The 18,626-nt window shown below is 51.5% G+C and carries 15 protein-coding genes; all 15 read left to right on the forward strand.

Annotated features, from left to right (window positions below; translation table 11 throughout):
* Positions 1-15: 15 nt before the first annotated feature.
* The 15 genes from R2940_10805 to R2940_10875 all read left to right on the forward strand — a co-directional run bounded on the left by R2940_10805 (position 16) and on the right by R2940_10875 (position 18,514).
* Positions 16-408 carry a group II intron maturase-specific domain-containing protein gene (locus R2940_10805; protein MEZ4600263.1) on the forward strand — a complete coding sequence of 131 codons (393 nt, stop codon included), beginning with the start codon at positions 16-18 and terminating at the stop codon, positions 406-408.
* 662 nt (positions 409-1,070) lie between these two features.
* Complete coding sequence (locus tag R2940_10810; protein MEZ4600264.1) at positions 1,071-1,877, forward strand: HAMP domain-containing sensor histidine kinase; 807 nt, start codon at positions 1,071-1,073, stop codon at positions 1,875-1,877.
* Positions 1,874-3,220, forward strand: a complete 1,347-nt coding sequence (locus tag R2940_10815) for a sigma-54 dependent transcriptional regulator (protein MEZ4600265.1) — start codon at positions 1,874-1,876, stop codon at positions 3,218-3,220. Before R2940_10810 ends, R2940_10815 begins: the two co-directional genes overlap by 4 nt.
* A gap of 731 nt (positions 3,221-3,951) precedes the next feature.
* Positions 3,952-4,317, forward strand: a complete 366-nt coding sequence (locus R2940_10820) for a hypothetical protein (protein MEZ4600266.1) — start codon at positions 3,952-3,954, stop codon at positions 4,315-4,317.
* Positions 4,314-6,998, forward strand: coding sequence for a PEP-CTERM system TPR-repeat protein PrsT (gene prsT / locus R2940_10825; protein ID MEZ4600267.1), 2,685 nt, complete (start codon positions 4,314-4,316; stop codon positions 6,996-6,998). Before R2940_10820 ends, prsT begins: the two co-directional genes overlap by 4 nt.
* Positions 6,995-8,356: a TIGR03013 family PEP-CTERM/XrtA system glycosyltransferase gene (locus tag R2940_10830; protein ID MEZ4600268.1), complete on the forward strand. Its 1,362-nt coding sequence runs from the start codon at positions 6,995-6,997 to the stop codon at positions 8,354-8,356. Before prsT ends, R2940_10830 begins: the two co-directional genes overlap by 4 nt.
* A 6-nt stretch (positions 8,357-8,362) precedes the next feature.
* Positions 8,363-9,160, forward strand: a complete 798-nt coding sequence (locus R2940_10835; GenBank protein MEZ4600269.1) for a polysaccharide biosynthesis/export family protein — start codon at positions 8,363-8,365, stop codon at positions 9,158-9,160.
* Positions 9,161-9,252: 92 nt separating this feature from the next.
* A complete protein-coding gene (locus R2940_10840; GenBank protein MEZ4600270.1) occupies positions 9,253-10,764 on the forward strand; it encodes a GNVR domain-containing protein in 1,512 nt (503 codons plus the stop codon).
* Between the two features lie 34 nt (positions 10,765-10,798).
* The gene (locus R2940_10845) at positions 10,799-11,635 is read left to right on the forward strand and encodes an XrtA-associated tyrosine autokinase (protein ID MEZ4600271.1); all 837 of its coding nucleotides are present in this window, start codon (positions 10,799-10,801) and stop codon (positions 11,633-11,635) included.
* 91 nt (positions 11,636-11,726) lie between these two features.
* Positions 11,727-12,959, forward strand: coding sequence for a TIGR03016 family PEP-CTERM system-associated outer membrane protein (locus tag R2940_10850; protein ID MEZ4600272.1), 1,233 nt, complete (start codon positions 11,727-11,729; stop codon positions 12,957-12,959).
* A gap of 81 nt (positions 12,960-13,040) precedes the next feature.
* Positions 13,041-14,114 (forward strand): XrtA-associated ATPase, encoded by a 1,074-nt coding sequence (locus R2940_10855; protein MEZ4600273.1) that lies wholly within the window; start codon positions 13,041-13,043, stop codon positions 14,112-14,114.
* 66 nt (positions 14,115-14,180) lie between these two features.
* On the forward strand, positions 14,181-15,113 hold the full coding sequence (locus R2940_10860; GenBank protein MEZ4600274.1) for a DUF3473 domain-containing protein: 933 nt from the start codon (positions 14,181-14,183) through the stop codon (positions 15,111-15,113).
* Between the two features lie 80 nt (positions 15,114-15,193).
* Entirely contained in the window at positions 15,194-17,176 is a 1,983-nt protein-coding gene (asnB, locus tag R2940_10865) for an asparagine synthase (glutamine-hydrolyzing) (GenBank protein MEZ4600275.1), read from the forward strand.
* Positions 17,177-17,193: 17 nt separating this feature from the next.
* A complete protein-coding gene (gene nadE, locus R2940_10870) occupies positions 17,194-18,186 on the forward strand; it encodes an NAD(+) synthase (protein ID MEZ4600276.1) in 993 nt (330 codons plus the stop codon).
* Positions 18,187-18,247: 61 nt separating this feature from the next.
* Positions 18,248-18,514 (forward strand): acyl carrier protein, encoded by a 267-nt coding sequence (locus R2940_10875; GenBank protein MEZ4600277.1) that lies wholly within the window; start codon positions 18,248-18,250, stop codon positions 18,512-18,514.
* The last annotated feature ends 112 nt before the right edge of the window (positions 18,515-18,626 follow it).

Here is an 18,626-nt window from a genome sequence, read left to right on the forward strand (position 1 = left end):
ATCAAGCGAGAGAAGGTGCGCGAGTTCAAGGACAAGGTGAAGAAAATCACCCAGCGCAACTCGCCAGTCAACCTGGCCAAGGTCATTGCCGACCTGAATCCGGTGATACGCGGGTTTGCCAACTACTTCCGAGTGGCCAACTGCCGCAAAGAGTTTGGAGCGCTGATGCAGTGGATCAGAAGGCGCCTGCGAGCCAAGCAGTTGAGACAGTGGAAAAAGCCCCAAAGGCTGCACCGCAGATTGAGACAGCTTGGCTATCAGGGGGAGTTCAAGGCAATAAAGATGAACTCTTGGTGCAATGCCGCCAGCAATCTGGCTAACTACGCCATTCCCAACAGCTATTTAAGGGAATTGGGTCTTTTTGAGATGGCTTCGGTACAAACCGGATACCTGCCTCAGGACTACTGAGAGAAAGAAAAGACAGGAGCCGTGTACGAGGCCCGTACGCACGGTTCTGTGAGAGGGATGAGGCGAACCTGATCAGTTCGCCTCACCCTACTCGATCAAACCTGTTCAAAAGAGTTTTTGGGGTTCTCTTCTTCTTCAATCCTCCTCAACCCGCTTCAGCTCTGGGATCATACGGGAACTTCCCCACACAAGCTTCGGCACGCCTTTTGAAGTTATCTCTGAGGGCGCCCACCCCGCAATTGCCTGCACTTCAGCTTTTGTCCAGGTTTGTGCTATTTTTGGAAACTATTTGCTTTTGAGAGCCGTATTTGTTATTTCTAAATAGTCATAATTTTGACTTTTTTACCTTTGACAGCCGCATTTTCTGCGGTTCAATTTTATGGCAGGGATTAATTGCAGGTTTTTCCAACCCCGGCAGGTTGAGTTGATTATACGAAATGCTCGTTCTGGAATTCTGCGTTGACAAAAATCTTTGCATCACCAGTTGCCAAGAGCATGCGGGTCAAGCTCATGCAGGTGATTCAAAGGATTTGTTAGGCGCCCCCTACACCCGGTTTATTCCCCAGCTGATCTATCATAGTCAGGACGCTGTCGGCTGGGCTCTGGCACATCGGACAGCATTATGCCTAGAAAGGGTCCGCCTGGAATGGCCGGATTCGACCTTGTGTGCGGATCTGGCAATTGAACCATTTGAAAAGGAAGGCATCCTTGCCGGAGCCCGTATCCGCATGTTGGCCTATGACGGCAGCAAATCCTCTGGGCAGCCCTGCCGACTGCATCGGTCGGAGGAGATGGACAAACTTGTCATCATGCTTAGCCACGGGGTTCGCAACCCTCTCAATGCCATCAAGGGAGCGGTAACCTACCTTCGCAGCCGGTACCATTCCGATCCGGAACTTGATGAATTCACAGGTATCATGACGGAGGAGATTGCTCGGCTCGAGCGGTTCATCAGTGGTTTTCTCGCTACCTCCTTTCATGACCATTCCCCGGTTCTTCTCAACATTAACGACCTGCTGAAAAAAATTGTTGTCTACACCTCCTTGCAGGCTCAGGCCGCAGGAGTAGAAATTACACTCGAATGCGCCTCTGTTGTACCTCTTCGGTTCAATGCCTTCCAGATGGAACAGGCGATTCTCAATCTTCTTAACAACGCTATTGCTGTTCTTGAACCAGGGGGCTGGATCAGGCTTTCGAGTGGGAAGGTCCGCAGGAATGAACGGGATTTTATTTTCGTGGAGGTGGCCGACAACGGCCCCGGCATGCCCCAGGAAAAGATAGAAGCACTGTATAATCCCCAAAGCGAACCCGATAGGAGTCGGGATCGTGGCTTTGGCCTCTTTATTACCCGAGAAGTTGTCTATTCCTGCGGGGGTTTTCTCGAAGTCGACAGCAAGGAAGGCAGTGGAACCCGCATCCGTCTAATGCTGCCTGCCGCAGATTCAGGCATTGGAGATTCGGACAGATGAGCAAAGGAAATATTTTGCTGGTGGACGATGAACCAAATGCCGTCAGGGTCCTTTCCGCCATTCTCGAGGAAGATGGTTTTCTGGTGGAAAAGGCCTACAGTGCGGCCGAAGCCAAGCGGCTTTTGCAGGATCATGATCTCGATGCCGTGATTACAGATGTCCGCATGCCTGGGGAAGACGGATTGCAACTCTTTGAGGATATCTGTCTTGAATTCCCTGACATCCCGGTGATTTTTCTCACGGCCTTCGGTTCAGTCGAATCGGCTGTAAAAGCCATGACCCGGGGGGCCTTCTATTTTTTTGTCAAACCGCCTGATTATGCCAGCCTCAAAGGGATTCTCTGCCGTGCCGTCGAGCAGCGTCGTCTCAAACGGGAAGTGTGTCTGCTCAAAGCGCAGATCTCCAATCGGCACAACGACCAAGGACAGCCGGCGTTTGTCGGTGGCTCGACGGCCAGCCGCAAGATCATGGAGAATGTCGAGGCGGTCAAGGATACCGGAAGCAGCGTCCTGATCTGTGGAGAAACCGGCACGGGCAAGGAACTCATAGCGCGGGCGCTGCATTTCGAGAGCGTGCGGAAAGACCGGCCGTTCGTGGCCGTCAATTGTGCTGCCCTGCCCAAGGAGTTGATTGAGTCCGAGCTGTTCGGCTATGAAAAAGGTGCCTTTACCGGGGCCGGTGAGCAGCGCATCGGCAAGGTCGAACAGACCGCCGGGGGAACGCTGTTCCTGGATGAAATAGGTGAACTTGATATCGGCGTGCAGGCCAAACTGCTCAGGGTGCTGCAGGAAAAAGAATTTGAGCGTTTGGGCGGCAACCGAAAGATCCGCGTCGATTTCCGGCTGGTCGCATCCACCAACCGGGATTTGCCTGCGGAGGTCGGAAAGGGACATTTTCGGGAGGACCTCTTTTACCGAATCAATGTTTTTTGCATTGTGGTGCCTCCCCTGCGGGAACGGAAGTCCGATATTTCCCTGCTCGCCCATGCTTTTCTACGGGAGTTTTGTGCCCGGGAAAACAAAATACTGTCCCTTTCGCCGGAAGTGCTGAGAATTCTGGAGGGATATGACTGGCCCGGCAATGTCCGTCAGTTGCGCAACGTTCTTGAGCGTGCCGTGGTTCTCGCACGGGGCAAGGAAATCTCCGAACGGGAACTCCCCGAGGAGTTGGGTGCCCGGAAAATACCTCTCAAAAAGAGGGCAAGTTTTTCCTCTTTGAAGGAAATCGAAGCCCAGGCGGTCCGCGACGCCCTCGAAAACTGCAACGGCAACAAATCCATGGCTGCCCGCATGCTGGGCATGTCCCGCAAAGCCCTCTACAAACGCCTTAAGGGTGGATGTTAGGGGCTTGTTGCTGGTTGATGTGGTTGAAGCATAACCCCCTGCTTACCATAGCAACTCGTTACCGACCTTAATTCCTCACACCTTGCTCTGTCCCCATCGGAAACAATCTTCATCCGGAAATTAGCCATCTTATTCCAACTGTATCCTTTGGAAACACCATTGAAGGCCCTTATGTATCTATTGGAAACACTTTCCCCTGTTTCGAGGCGAAATATTTTAGCTCGCCAATAGAAAACCCCCCGGAGGAACGGTGAAATGGGGTTTGGTATGAGCCTTGCTAATATCTTTGTGCGTATTAAGATTGCATGTCTTCAAGCGATCATAGAAATATTGATTTTGCCAAGGTTTGGGACAGGTTGACAGTAAGGAATTTCATAGTAGTCTCAAATGTCGTAGATTTCATAATTCAATTATTTGGTCTTTTTTGTTTGATGGATGGTCAGGGGATTGTAATTTAGATAAAATTCATATTCCACTTCTCCTGCCTAAAATTCCCAGTCTATAGAACTGCTGTTGTAACCCGCTTCAGGTTTTCAAAACAGAAGACCTGTTGCATTCGGATTACTGCCGGCAGAGATAACTGTTTGAAACATATCCTGATCTGTCTTGGGTCTTTATCATTTTACAAGGTTGCTTTGGATATGATTCAAGGAACATCCCCCAGTGCCGAGGTGTGTACTGGCTTATAAATTGTAGTCGCTTTCAGACTGGTTGGACAGGTGAGGCATGTCATGAATCCAGACAATATCCTTATTGTTGATGAACAGAGCTTCGGGAAAATATGTACCGCCTTGGTCAAACTTAATGGTTTTTCGACTCAGTGGGCGTCTGGAAGCGAGGCTGATTTTCATGCCTGGGATTTTGATCGTTATCGCATGGTCATTACCAGTTATCCCTATGGTAAGACCCTGCTCCAGCAACTTGAAGGGAAACAGGTCGCCCTTCTTGTGTTGTCCGATTATTCCTGCGGCAATCTGCTGAAAGCAGTGGAAAGCAATTCCAATTTTTACTGTCTGGTGAAGCCGGTCGATTTTTCCCGATTCAATGATGTTGTGAACAACATTCTGCAGACAAGAACCGAAAAGGTAGCCAAATGAAAAAGTCTTCTTTCCTCGCAAAGTTGACCATTATGACACTCCTGGCATTCTGCCTGTTCGGCTGCGAGAGGAAAACCAAGGAGCAGCTTTTTCAGGAGGGCATAGAACAGAAAGACAACCAGAACCTCAAAGGGGCGGTCGTCCTGTTCAAAAGTGCTCTGGAAAAAGACCCCAACTTTTTCGAGGCCCGGCACCAGCTCGGCTTAGTTTATTTTGCAAGCGGTAACTATGCTCAAGCTGAAAAGGAGCTGGAAAAAGTGCTGCTGCAGGCTCCCGGCAATTCGAAAGTGCTGCAGCATCTGGCTGACCTGTATCTGGCAATGGATCGGGTGGAGGAAGCGATTTCAATTGCCGAACGTCTTGCCAAAGAACAAGGGGAGACTGCTGAAAATCTGGCTTTGCTGGGCAAAACGCATTTTAAAAAGGGTGACTTGAAAAAGGCAGAAGATTACCTCAAAAAAGCCTTTGAGCTCGATCCGGACCAACTTAGGGTTCGTAACAGCCTGGCAAGCATTAAAGCAAACCGCGGACTTTTGGATGAAGCGCGGTCTCTTCTAAGGGAGACCATGACGAGGTACCCCAAGGATGTTGAGGCTTATTATCTTCTGATGCAGATCGAAGCCCGGGCTGGAAATGTGGATGAGGCCCTGGCCGAAGGGCAGCGCATTCTCCAGATAGCTCCCAGAGAAATCCGTGCGCCCTATCTGATGGGGATTCTGGAACTTAGCCGCGGTGATGTAGAGGCAGCCCGCCAGGTGGCGGACGATCTGTTGAAGCGCCAGCCTCAGGATCCTTCGGTTATTCGCCTGTATGGCCTGGTTCTTTTTGCCCAGGAAAAATACCAGGAGGCGGTTGAGCAGCTGCAGCAGGCATTACAGCGGAGTGCTGATCCTGCGGGTCGCTATTTCTTAGGGTTGGCCTATTATCATCTCGAACAGTTCGAGTTGGCCCTCAACCAGTTTCAGGCCGTACTTGACACAATTCCCACTCATACCCAGTCTCGCCTGATGGCTGGAATGACCCTGCACCGACAAGGCCGATTCGAAGATAGCCGCCATGTGATCGAAAAATTACTGAAAATCGATCCTGACAATGCACATGCCCATGAGGTCCTTGGCAGTGTTCTGATTGCTCAGGGTGATTTTGATCAAGGTATGTCGGAGTTGGACAAGGCCATCGAGTTGGCCCCGGATCTGGTTCAGCCCCGTCTGAAAAAAGGCTTGTTCAATCTGTCTCAGGGACACTTCGGACAGGCTGAGGCTCCATTGGAGGAAGCGCTGCGGATTGCACCCGATTTTATGAATTCCCGGCTCCTGCTGGTGGTTTCTTATATGAAACAGCAGAATTTCGCTCAAGCGATTCAACGACTCCGGGAGGGATTGCAGGGCAAGCCCGAGGATGCGGTACTTCACAACTATATGGCGGCGGCCTACTGGGGGCAGGGGAAAAGTGAGGCGGCGATCGCCGAGTTGAAAATGGCCAAAGAGCTCAAACCGGATTATTTTGCCCCCTATTTCAACATGGCCGGATTTTATCTCTCTAAAGGGGATTCGGGTGGAGCGGCGGCCGAGTACCGGGAAATTCTGAAAACAGCTCCCGACAATCTTCGAGCTCTCCTTTCTCTCGCCTCTATAGAAGAGGTGCGGGGGGACCGAAAAAGCGCGGAAAATCTCCTGGACAGGGCCCGGGCTACCGGAGCGGTCGAGGGGTTTCTGGCCTCGGCCGCCTACTTCAGAAACAAAGGGCAAAAGGACAAAACGCTGGAGTATTTGCAGGAGGGACTTCAACGGCATCCCGGACATCCTGCCTTGCTTGAACTGCAGGGCGCGGAACTGCTCAAGCAGGGCCGAAACGAAGAGGGCTTGAAGGTTTTCCGCACGCTGGCGGAAGAGAGGCCGGAGATCGGTATCCCTTTGCTGATCCAGGGATTGATCGAAACCGGGAAGCAAGCCGAAGCCGAAAAAATCGCCCAACGAGAAGTGGATTACAAGCCGGAGGAGCCTGCCGGTTATCTCTTGCTTGGGAAAATTTATCAGCAGGGGGGTGATTCCATCCGCCAGGAGAAAGTTCTGAAAAATGGCCTGGAACGAGTCAAAAATGAAATACCGCTCAATATAAGACTGGCAGAGCTCTACGCCGGTCAGCAAAAGTTTGGGCAAGCGGTGACGATTCTGGAAGGGCTGCTCAGGCGGCATCCCGATAATGTATCAGCCATTTTTCTGCTGGCTTCTCTGCATGATCAAATCGGAGACAAGCGAAAGGCCAAGGAACTCTATCAGGAGGTTATCGGAAAAAAAGCCGATCATATCCCCGCTCTCAACAACCTGGCCTACCTCTTTGCGGACAACTACGGCAACCTTGATGAAGCTCTCCGGCTGGCTGCCCAGGCGTTTCAACTGAATCCGGGGGACCCGGGCATCATGGATACTCTGGGTTATGTTCTGTTGAGGCTGGGCCGGCATGCGGAAGCATTGCCTTATCTGAAAAATGCCGTGGCCAAGCTGCCGGAACAACCCGATGTTCTGCTCCATCTGGCCCAGGCGTACAGTGGAGCCGGCAAAACAGACCAAGCGGAGGAAGCCCTGCAACAAGTCGTTTCAATGCCTTATCCCGTCCAGGCAGAGCAAGCTAAGAAAATGTTGAAGGATCTGCACAATCATGGCAAGGGGGTAGCACTATGAGAAAGATATCGTTATTGCTGGTCGCGGCCGATGCTGCCCTAACTGTTCTGGCTTTGGTGACAGCCTACTTCGTTCGTTTCGGTGTTGCACCCGGGTTCGATGATCTTTTCAGCCATGGAGGAGCGAGGGTCCTGGTAGTGGCCGGAATCGTCATCATCACAGGGTTTTTCTGTGAACTCTATCGCTTGGATCAGGCTTATCGCGGCACCGACCTGCTCGCCCGCATCGCCGTGACGATGCTGCTCTCCATGCTGATTCTCTCTGCTTTTTATTATCTTGTGCCTGAAGCCATGATCGGTCGCGGTATTCTTTCGCTGTCCCTGATCTCCTGCGGGGCGATGCAGTTTCTGCTGCGTCGGGGGCTGGTCGCCCTCGGGGGGCTTTCCGGGTTTGCCCAAAGGGTGCTGGTGCTCGGCGTCGGTCCCTTGGCAGAGGTGATGCAGAAAACCATTCTGCTGTCGCAGGGAAGATATCTCCTTGCCGGGTTTGTTCAGCCTGCAGCCGATATAATGACCGTACCCTGTGATCAGGTGATCGGCCAAGTAGACCGGATCAGAGATCTGGTGCGGGAGCAGCGCGCCAGCAAGGTCGTTGTGGCTATAACGGAACGTCGCGGCGTGCTGCCGGTCAAGGATCTACTGTTCTGCAAGCTGTCCGGCATCGATGTCCTCGATTCCCCTTCTTTCTATGAAATGTTGACCGGAAAGCTTTTGATAGAAAATATTCAGCCGAGTTGGTTCATCTATTCCAACGGATTTCGCATCAACAGTTTCAAGAAATTCTACAAACGGGCTGGGGATGTTTTATTCTCTATGTTTGGCGTCTTTCTGGCTCTGCCCCTGTTCCCCCTGGTAGCCATGCTGATCAAGCTCGATTCCTCGGGGCCGATATTGTTTCGCCAGGTGCGGGTTGGCGAGCGGGGCAAAGAATTTTCCATTCTGAAATTCCGGACGATGCGTCAGGATGCCGAAAAAGAAACAGGGGCGGTCTGGGCATCCAAGAACGACCCTCGCATCACTCGAATTGGGGGATTTTTGCGGAAAAGCCGATTGGACGAGCTTCCCCAGCTGTTCAATGTCCTGCGAGGGGAGATGAGCTTTGTCGGGCCGCGTCCCGAGAGACCAGAATTCGTCGGACAGCTTTCCGAAAAAATTCCGTATTACGAAAAGCGGCATTTTGTCAAGCCGGGTCTCACCGGCTGGGCTCAGGTCTGCTACCCCTATGGATCCTCAGAACAGGATGCCCTTGAGAAATTGCGCTATGACCTTTATTACATTAAGAACTATTCGCTTATCCTCGACCTTTTCATTGTCCTTGAAACCATAAAAGTGGTCCTTTACAACCGCGGAGGAAGATAAATGTCCATGAGAAAACTTTTTCCGGTGCTGGTGCTGGTGCTGCTCAATTTTCTATCGCCCATCGCCTGGTGCGAAGATTACATCATCGGTGATGGAGATGTGCTGCTGATCTCTGTATGGGGAGTTCCCGAACTGACTGTGGAGGTCATTGTCCGTCCGGACGGCAAAATTACACTGCCTGCCGGTGGCGACATCGTCGCTTCCGGGCTTTCTCCCGCGCAGTTGAGTGAAAAACTGAATATCAAACTCTCGGAGTTCGTCAAAAAGCCGGTTGTTACCGTGACCGTGCGGCAAATCGTCAATAACAGGGTCTACGTTTCCGGGGGCGGAGCTGGTCCGACGGTAGTTGATCTAACCGGCCGAACGACACTTCTAAAGCTTCTCTGCCGGCTCGAGGGACTTCAAAACGCAGACCTTCGCCGGGCCTACATTATCAGGGAAGGGAATCGAATCGATACTGATTTTTATCAACTTTTCGTCAAGGGGGACGTTTCCCGGGATGTGACGCTGCAGCCGGAAGATATCATTTTCCTTCCGACCCAGGAGCTCAACAAGGTTTATGTCACGGGCGCCATTCAGGAGCCCAGATACATCTTCTATCGTGAGGGAATGACGGTTCTCGACGCTATTCTGGAAGCAGGAGGCTTCAGCGAGTATGCTAAGCAGAACGATGTCCTCGTGCTGCGGCACGGCGGCGAAAAGATTGAGCTGCGGATCAAAGACTTGATGTCCGGCAAGAATACCGACCACAACGTCGCACTGCAACCGGGTGATCAGGTGGTGGTGAAAGAGGGAATGTTTTAATTGGTAAAAGCATTAATTAGTTGCTAGTGCTATGGTTGGTATAAATTTTCAACCAGCATTACCAATCAGCAACCAGCAAGTGGATTTAAAAAATGGATCATAATAAAAACGAGATTTTAAAGATACTTCGGGTGGTCTATTCTCGAAAAAGGGTATTTGCTCTAGCCACCATGCTGGTCATGTCCGCCCTTTTGGTTCGAAGTTACCTGACACCCAAGCAGTACCGGGCAGACAGCAAGGTCTTCATCGAAAGAAACGTAATCGATAACCTGGTCCGTGGACTCGCGGTTACACCCGAAATGGAAGACCGCATCCGGGTACTGAGTCATGCCATGCTCAGCAGGGAACTTGTTTCCAGCGTTCTGGATAAAATTGATTCAGGGCCGGTTTATGGCAGTCCTGCTGAAAAGCAGTCCAAAATCGTCGATCTGCAACGACGCACTCGGATAGAAGTTCAAAATAGGGGAGACTTGTTTATCGTTTCCTTGGTAGACCGGAACCCCCGCTTCGCCATGGATTTTGTCAACACTCTTGTAAGATCTTATGTGGAATCAAACATCTCTGCCAAAAGGGAGGAAAGCTACGGGGCCAACAGGTTCCTTAACGAGCAGATCGACCTGTTCAAAAAAAAGCTGGATCAATCTGAGGACGCCATCATCCAGTACCGTCGCAGTCAGGGGGTCTCTCTCGGTAATGAAGAACAGTCCAAGGTGGACGATATTCGAGCCTATGTCCGGCAGATTGATGATATCGATTTAGAAATTACGACCATGACAGCCCGGAAAAAACTTTTGGAAAACCAGTTGCTTGGACTGGATCCGATGATCGCTGTTTTGAGTGAAACACGTCGCAGTGACCGGTTGGCTGTTTTGGAAAGACAATTGCAGACCCTCCTCTTGACTTATACCGAGAATTATCCGGAAGTACTGCGGCTCAAAGCGGAAATTGAAACATTGCGTAATCGGCAGGAAACCACGGAAGAAGCAGCGGATGAGTCGACTGCCATGGAAGGCGCCAATCCCGTCTATCAGGAAACGATGCAGGCAAAACTGGCGCTGGAGGCTGAAATCAGCTCGCTGCAGGCCAGAAGGACCAAGCTGCAGCAAATGGTTGCAGGTCGGGAAAGCGAGCTGAGGGAATTCCCGGAAAAGAACAAGGAGCTCGACCGGCTGATCCAGGAACGTGATTCCGCCCGCAGTATCTATGAACAGCTGCTGCAGCGTCTCGGTCAATCCGAGGTTTCAAAGCAGATGGAAATTGGTGACAAGACCACCACCTTCCGTATAGTCGATCCGGCCATCCTGCCCAAGGTTCCGGTTGCCCCGAACATGATCAAGCTCATTCTGATGTCTGTTGCGGTTGGTCTGGGATGCGGCCTCGGTTTGGTTGTTCTGCTGGAGAAGATGGACGGCACCATCAAAGATCCGGAGGAAATTCAGGAATTGAGCGTGCCGGTGTTGGCCCAGATCCCGACAATTGTCGATCAGCAGTTAGTTACCCGGCGGAAAAAACAGGATTTGGCCCTGTATCTTGTCAGTGCCAGCTACGGCATGATGGTATTTTCGCTGCTCGTATACGAAAGCATTTTTCGCTGGAAAGGATGACGGTCCTGCGAGACCGCCGACAGGATGGTAATAAATGAGTCGAATAGAAAAGGCGATTGAAAAGGCAACGTTGCTGAGGAAAAATGGTTCGGAGGCGGAAAAAGAGCATACGGCTCCGTCGCCGGTCCTGGAGATGCCCGTTTCACCGGCCATGGCGCTCCGGGCCCACGGCGAACCTCCGGAAGTGAAGCCTTTGGCCCCCAAAAACCCTTTGCTTGTTATCAATCATGAATCGGGCAGCGGGACGGCGGAGGAATACCGCAAGCTAAAATCCATCATTATCGAGTTAACCCGGCAGAACACTTTCAAAAACACCCTGTTGATTACCAGCCCTCTGCCAGCAGCAGGGAAAACAATCACTTCCCTGAATCTGGCCCTGACCATGGCCCGGGAGTACGACCATACGGTGCTTCTGGTCGACGCCGACCTGCGCAAACCTTCGGTTCATAAATATTTCGGAATTTCCCCGGAAAAGGGACTGGTGCAATGTCTTACAGAAGGCTGTCCCCTGGAGACGGCGCTGATACGTACCGGCATAGGCAAACTTGTTCTGCTTCCTGCCGGCGGAACCGTCGATGACCCGGCGGAATTGCTTGGTTCCAACCGCATGCGCAATTTGGTGGCTGAACTGAAGTCCCGCTATCCCGATCGCTACGTCATTTTCGATACCACGCCGGTGTTGCCCTTTGCTGAAGCTTCAACTCTCGGCCACCTGATGGACGGGATCCTGATGATAGTACGAGAGCGCAAAACCCGTCCATCAGAACTGAAACAAGCACTGGAGTTGATCAAGTCCGACAATCTTCTGGGCCTGGTCTACAATGATACCGACACTTCCCAGAAGATAGGCTATTACGGGTATCAGTATTAGGTTGAGGTGAGGAGTGATGGGCTCTGATTGGATTCATTAAATCACTGATTCTATGACTTGACTACATTTGAAAACTTTGGAGGGGTGAACCTTGAAGCGTATTTTAGCCATTATCGTTCTGTTGGGAGCTCTGTTGCCCCTTCCGGTTCGGGCGGCCTTCGAACTAGAGCCGAGGCTGCTGATTCGGGAAGAGTTCACCGATAATCTGTTCCTCGATACAGAGGACGAGGAGAGCGACTTCATTACGACTATAGCACCGGGGATTCTGTTAAATTACGATGCCCGAAAGCTCAATCTTGAACTCGACTACAGCCTTCGTTTTCTCAAATATCTTCACAATGATGAAGAAGACGAAACCAGTCTGAGTGACGTTCAGCGAGTCAGGTTTCTCGGGGAACTTTTCCCAGATCAGGATTTTTCGCTTACTTTGATCGACGAGTATGATCGAGTCATTATCGACACCCGGCGTCAGGTGGACGAAGACAACCTGATCGTAAACCGAAGCAATCGCAACCTTTTGGTAGTCAACCCCGAATATCGCAGCGGCTATTTCAATACCTTCACGCCTGTTGCCGGTTACCGCTTTGAAATGGTCGATTACGACGATCCTGAAGGAGACGATTCGGATCGGCATGAATTTTATGTTGAACTGGAAAAAAGATTCAGCCCCAGACTGACCACTGCTCTCGGCTATCGATACAACATCTACCGAACTGATGAGGAGGCCGAAGAAGATGATTATGACCGCCAGGACCTGACAACCCGGCTTTCCTATCAAATCGGCAGCTCAGTTACCTTACACGGCAGTGCTGGCTCGGCATGGCTCGACTATGAAGAGCGAGGCAGCGAAAGGGCCTTGGTCTGGCAGGTGGGCCTTGACTGGCAGCGCGGGTCCCGCTGGCGGACCGCAGTTGCCTACAGTGAGGATTTCGCCGTATCGGTTAATGATGGCTTGAGCAAGAACAGGCGTGCCGAAGCGTCATTCAACTATTTGGAAAGGATTCCCTGGGAGGTAGGGATTTTTGCCGAAAAGCAGGATTTTCGTACCGAAGATCGGGAAGACCGTGGCGCCGGTATCAATGGCAGAGTCACTGTGCCTTTTCGTGGGCGGCTGTCCCTCGATTTGACCGGCGAGAGCTCCGTATGGCGTTTTTTGCCTGAGGATGAGGATGTTTTCCGCTATAGTGCAGGCCTGGCCCTCAGCTACACAATAAAGTACGGCGTTATTTCCGTTGGTTATCGCTATCGGGAAGAGAATTCAGATTTCGACCAGAACGACTATCAGAGCAACCTTGCCTATGTTCAGTTCTTGTTGACGTTTTAGGTTCGTAAAAATGTAAGGCGTGAAAGTGAGAGGTAAGTCGCAAGTATTAAAACGTAAAGTCAATTACGAGGGTTAAAACCCATGTACGAACTATTCTTTAACTTGACCACCAAACCTTTTAGCCTGGTGCCCGATCCGCGTTTCCTCTTTTTGAGTAAAACGCATCGGAAGGCGATTCGTTATCTGGATTACGGATTAAGGGAAGGGGCGGGTTTCATCCTGTTGACCGGTGAAGTCGGGTCAGGCAAGACGACCCTGGTCAAGGACTTTATCGGACGGCTGGATCGGTCTACGGTTCTGGCCATGATCTTCAATACCAGTATCGGCGGCGATCAGCTGCTGGCCTCGATCAACGAGGAATTTGGACTCGATGTCCATGGTCGGGACCGAGTGGGGTTGCAGCGGGACCTGAACGACTTTCTCATTGCCCAGTACTCTGCAGGTATTCGGCCGATTCTCATGATCGATGAAGCGCAGAACCTTTCCCCGGAGGCCTTGGAGGATGTCCGTATGCTGTCCAACCTGGAAGCGGCGGACAGCAAACTGCTGCAGATCATTCTCATTGGTCAACCGGAACTGCAGACAACCCTCGATCAGCACAGCATGCGCCAACTTAGGCAGCGAATCGGTATCAGCTGTCATCTAAGTGCGCTCGCGCCGGATGAAATCGAGGATTACATTTTTTATCGTCTTGATAAAGCCGGCAACCGGGATGCTGTCACCTTCGAACCGGGCTCCTTCGAAATCATTTTTCGCTACAGCAGCGGTATCCCTCGATTAGTCAATCGCATCTGTGATTTTCTGCTGCTGGCCGCCTTTAGTGACGAAACCCGCAACCTGAGTTTGGATTTGGTCCAGGAAGTGGCTATCGAGGCTGGGGATAATGCAGAGGCTGCCGGCAGTATTCAATTTCAGCTGGAGTCAGCTTCCCTCGAAGAGCGATTGAAGAAGCTGGAAAACGATTTTTTCCTCTATCTGTCTGGGGCCATGGAAAAAGAACGCATTTTCGAACGATTGTCCCTGATAGAAAAAGCTTTGAAAAGAATGCACAGAAAACAGCAGGAACAGTCCAACACCCTCGAGGAACGCCTGAGCCAGATCGAGGCGAAACTCGAGGAACTTCAAAAGGGGCGGGGATTGTCGATAGTTAAATAATCCCTGGCCCAAGCCCAAAGTCGTCAGTCCACGAGCCATGAGCCAGCAACCAGCAACTGGTTATAAATGATCAATTACTTATCCATAGACGTAGAAGACTACTTTCAGGTTTCGGCTTTCGAAAAGGTGTCATCGCCCTCCTCATGGAACGACCGGGAGATGAGGGTCGAAAGGAACACCGAGAAGGTTCTTGGCTTGCTGGGGGAACGCAAGGTCAAGGCCACTTTCTTCATCCTTGGTTGGGTAGCCGAGCGTTGTCCGAACCTGATCAGAAGTATAGCTTCCGAGGGACATGAAGTGGCGAGTCACGGGTATGCTCACCAGCGGGTGGATTGCCAGGGGCGTACCATGTTTCGTCAGGATATCCGGAGAAGCAAGGGTCTTCTCGAGGATTTAACCGGGGAGCCGGTCCTTGGTTACCGGGCCCCGAGTTATTCGATTTCGCGGGATACTTTCTGGGCTTTCGACGAACTGTATCTGGCCGGTTATCGCTACGACTCAAGTATATTTCCCATCAGACACGACTTCTATGGTATTCCCGACTGGCCCCGGTTTTCCGGTTGGGTGGTAAGGACGGATAAGGGGGACTGGATTCCTGCCGGGGATAAACGGGAAGAGAGCCCGGCACTGTTCGAGATTCCGATTACCACTCTAAAAATAGGAGCCAAAAGCTTGCCTATTGCCGGGGGGGGCTATTTTCGGCTGTTCCCTTACGCGTTCACTCGCTGGGGACTGAGAAGGATCAATCGCGCAGACCGGCAGCCATTTCTTTTCTATGTACATCCCTGGGAGTTCGATCCACAACAGCCGCGCATGAGCGGGATCAGCGCGAAAAGCCGAGTAAGGCATTACCTGAATTTGACCAGGACTGAAAATCGCTTCAAACAGTTGCTCCGGGATTTTGATTTCGTGCCGGTGTCGAAATGTATGACTGCAGCAAAGGATTCCCTCACAAATGCGAAATGCCATCCTCCAATTAATTTTACCGGCATTCCATAGTAGGCGGAGTTACCGAGTACTGTCGGGCATCGCATAGCGTCCAAACGAATCTTCCGATCAAAGGTAAGGATTTCATCTAAATGTGTGGAATTTCCGGAATATTGAATTTTGGCAAGTCAAGTCGGGATACGGAAGAACTCGTTGCTCGTATGATGACCCTGTTGGACCATAGAGGACCTGATGAAGCGGGAATTTATCTGGATGCTGATGTCTGCCTTGGTCACGTGCGTCTCAGCATTGTCGGACTTGGCTGCGGGACACAGCCGATCAGCAACCGAGATGATACTTTATGGATCATCTATAACGGCGAAGCTTTCAACTATATCGAACTCAAAGAAGATCTGCTGAAAAAAGGGTATTGCTTTAAAACGGAAACAGATACGGAAGTTGTTCTTGCCCTTTACGAAGAGTATGGTCCCCGCTGTCTGGAAAAAATAAATGGCCAGTTTGCTATCGCCATTTGGGACACCAGAAGCAAAAAACTGTTTCTCGCTCGTGATCGCGTCGGCATTCGCCCTCTTTTTTATACCAATTGGAATGGCAAGTTTTCTTTCGCCTCGGAAATAAAGGCGCTTTTCGTCGACCCGGATATCCCGCGTGCCATCGACCTTCAGGCACTGAGCCAGATTTTTACCTTCTGGACCACCATCACCCCCAAAACGGCCTTCGAAAACATTCAGGAATTGCCCCCCGGGCATTTTATGTTCGTTTCGGCCGCTGGGCCTTCTCGGCCCGAAGCTTTCTGGAGAGTTCCTTTCGGTCGTCCTGAAGAACACTGGACCGGCTCTTTCGGTGAAGCCTGCGAAGAGCTTCACAGTCTACTGAAAGACTCTGTCAGACTGCGCCTGCGGGCGGATGTTCCCGTAGGCGCCTATCTGAGTGGTGGCCTGGATTCCTCAATAACCACGGCCCTGGTGGCCAACAATTTCAACAATCATCTCAAAACTTTTTCTCTCGGCTTTCAGGAAAATCCCTTCGACGAATCCTCCTATCAGAAGCAGATGGTCGCTTTCCTGGGCACCGAGCACAGCGAAATATGCGTCACAAACCGGCACATCAGGGAGGACTTCCCTCAGGTAATCTGGCAATGCGAGAAACCGCTGGTGCGCACCGGCCCCGTCCCACTCTATTCTCTGTCGAAACTCGTCAGGGATAGCCGGTTCAAGGTGGTGCTGACGGGGGAGGGGGCCGACGAGGTCTTCGGCGGTTACAATATCTATAAAGAGGCCAAGTTGCGTCAATTCTGGGCACGGCAGCCCGATTCCAAATGGCGGCCGCTGCTTGTTCAACGCCTCTATCCCTACATCTTCAACGATGCCTCCCGTGCGAAGCTGTTTCTGCAGCAATTTTTCTCCGTAAAGCCCGGAGATCTGGACGATCCGTATTTTAGCCATCAGGTGCGCTGGAGAAACAGCGGGAAGAACACCGCCCTTTTTTCCGAATCCGTCCGCGCCGAATTGTCGGGATACAATCCGCTTGGAGCTCTGGCCTCCCGTCTGCCGGACGATTTCGACAAGAGAGATCCTTTCTCCAGGGCCCAGTTTCTGGAGATGGACATCTTCCTTTCCAATTATCTGCTCTCCTCCCAGGGGGACAGGGTCGGGATGGGAAACTCCATCGAGCTGCGTCTGCCTTTCCTCGATTTTCGCGTCATTGAATTCGCGGCGAAACTGCCGCCCCACTGGAAAATCAAGGGTCTGAACGAAAAATACATCCTGAAGGAAACCTTTCGAAATATTGTTCCGGAGGGTATTCGCACCCGGGCCAAACAGCCGTATCGGGCTCCGATCAAGGAGGCTTTCTGGACGGACGAGCCCGGGTCCTATGTACATGAATTGCTGTCGGAAGAGTCGGTCAGTAAAGCCGGCTATTTTGATGCGAAGAAGGTCGGTCTGCTGGCAAAGAGGTTTGCGAAGGATGCGAAACAGCCAGCCAATGAAGTACAAAACATGGCGCTCATAGGGATTTTGTCCACCCAGATCATGCATAACCGGTTTATTGAAGAATTTTCACCGGAACAGATCAAGCCAAGAGCTCTCGACAAGGCAGTTCGGACGCTCTGACACTACGGAGACAGTAAATGCTGAAAAAAGCCTTTCGCAAAGACATTCTCAAATTGGATGCGGAACAGGAAGTCGAAAAGATTTCCAAAAAGCTTCGACATCTGATGAAGACGGAAATCCGCAGACGAGGCGTTGTATTGGGCCTGTCGGGAGGGATCGACAGCAGCGTGACCTGCGGATTGTCAGTTAGGGCCTTCGGCGCCGGCAAGGTTTTCGGCCTGCACATGCCCGAACGTCACTCGTCAGACGAGACCCTGACGCTCAGCACTAGTGTTTCCGACTGCTTCGGCATCGAGTCCGCCCATGAAAACATCTCCGGCATTCTGGAGGCCCTGGGTTTCTATCGACGGTATGATGCCGCGGTCAAGAGCGTCATCCCCGAGTATGGCGAGGGCTGGAAGTCCAAAATCGTCATTCCGAACGTTATCGAAAGTCAGGAATTTTCCCTGTTTTCCGTTATCGCCCAGTCGACGGCTGGAGAAATTCACAAGGTCCGCCTGCCTTTGAAGGCCTACCTGGAAATTCTCGCCGCCACCAACATGAAGCAGCGGACGCGCAAGATGCTGGAATACTATCATGCCGATCGTCTGAATTACGCCGTGGCCGGAACTCCGAACCGCCTTGAGTATGACCAGGGATTCTTCGTCAAACTGGGCGATGGAGCGGCCGATGTCAAGCCGATCGCCCATCTGTACAAGACCCAGGTCTATCAGCTCGCCGAATATCTCGGAGTGCCCGCTGAGATCCGTAATCGTCCTCCGACGACGGATACCTATTCGCTTCAACAGGGGCAGGACGAGTTCTATTTTTCCCTGCCGCACAGGGAAATGGATCTCTGTTTGTACGGCAAGAACAATGGCTATTCGACCGCCGAGGTTGCCGAGGTGCTTGGGCTGACCTCCGAACAGGTGCAGCGGGTCTATGACGATATCGACAACAAACGCAATACCACCCGATATCTGCATCTATCGGCCCTGCTTATCGATGAGGTACCGGAGATTCTTAAGTGAAAAGATAGGGTGAGGTATCCCTCACCGCTCATGAATTATTGGAAAAAAGGAGACCGCCACTATGTCTGATATCAAACAGAAAATAAGAACTTACATCGTTGAAAACTACCTTTTCGGAGATGACGAAGGGCTCGAAGACAACACTTCTTTTCTGGAGGAAGGAATTGTTGACTCCACCGGCATCCTGGAGTTGATCGGCTACATCTCCGATGAGTTCGAAATTCATGTGGAGGATGAAGAGCTGGTACCGGAAAATCTGGACTCCCTCAATAACGTGACTGCTTATATCGGCAGGAAACTCGGGGAGTCGGAAAGGGCGGCCGTGTAAAAGCCTCTCACCATAGAGGTCACAGAGAAAAAAGTTATATTTCATATGCTTAAGTCATTCGGAAATTCAATTCGTCATGCCCGAATGGCTCTGTCGGACATGCATGAGTTGA

Source organism: Syntrophotaleaceae bacterium (assembly GCA_041390365.1).
Classification (GTDB): Bacteria; Desulfobacterota; Desulfuromonadia; order Desulfuromonadales; family Syntrophotaleaceae; genus JAWKQB01.